The organism is Pseudomonas sp. EA_5y_Pfl2_R50, assembly GCF_963970475.1.
GTDB lineage: Bacteria > Pseudomonadota > Gammaproteobacteria > Pseudomonadales > Pseudomonadaceae > Aquipseudomonas.
Genome location: NZ_CAXAPT010000051.1, coordinates 1 through 782, shown reverse-complemented (window position 1 = coordinate 782; position 782 = coordinate 1). Strand labels below are relative to the sequence as shown.

Annotated in this window: 1 protein-coding gene; it reads left to right on the top strand. The window is 64.1% G+C overall.

The window, feature by feature from the left end; genetic code table 11:
- The coding region (locus AACY19_RS26630; RefSeq protein ID WP_339454466.1) for a DUF4158 domain-containing protein at nucleotides 1-610 on the top strand (610 nt) is incomplete at its 5' end.
- Nucleotides 611-782: the final 172 nt, after the last annotated feature.

Here is a 782-nt window from a genome sequence, read left to right as displayed (position 1 = left end):
CGCTTTCATCCGGAACCACTTTCGCGCGAGCGTGGCGTTCGCGATGCCGGTTGCGCAGACTGTTGCCCAGCCGCTCCTACTCGCCGGCACGGTGATCGACGAGTTGCGACGGCGACGAGTGCTGCTGCCGCCATCGGCTGTCATCGAAGCGATCGTCAGACACGCGCGCCAGCAGGCAGAACATCTCACCCATGAAATACTGACCAGCGGCATCAAGCCGGACAAGCTGGCGGCGCTGGACGCCTTGCTGGCTCGGCGACCAGATCAGGGAACGACATGGCTGGCATGGCTGCGCAACGCGCCGCAGTCGCCGGCAGCGCGCAACATCCTGCGCCTGCTCGAACGGCTCGATCATGTGCGGACGCTCGGCCTCGATCCGTCGCGCGCCGCAATGATCCCATCGGCGACATTCGATCGATTAGCCGACGAGGCAGTGCGAATCACGCCGCAACATCTCGGCGAGTTGGCGACCATGCGCCGCCACGCGACGCTCGCGGCTGCAGCCATTAGGATCGAGGAAAGCCTGACCGACGCCGCGCTCACCATGTTCGACAAGCTGCTTGCAGCATGGTGCGCCGCGCAGAAAACCGGACGCGCGACAAGGCGATGAGGACGGTACGCGAGATGCAGGGGCATCTACGTACTCTAACCGATAGCTGCCGCGTGCTGATCGACGCGCACTCCAAGAGCGTTGACTCCCTTGCGCGTATCGGCCGGTTTGACTGGGAGCGGTTCAGTTCCGCTGTAGCTCAGGCAGAGATACTTGTCCGTCCCGAGACGAT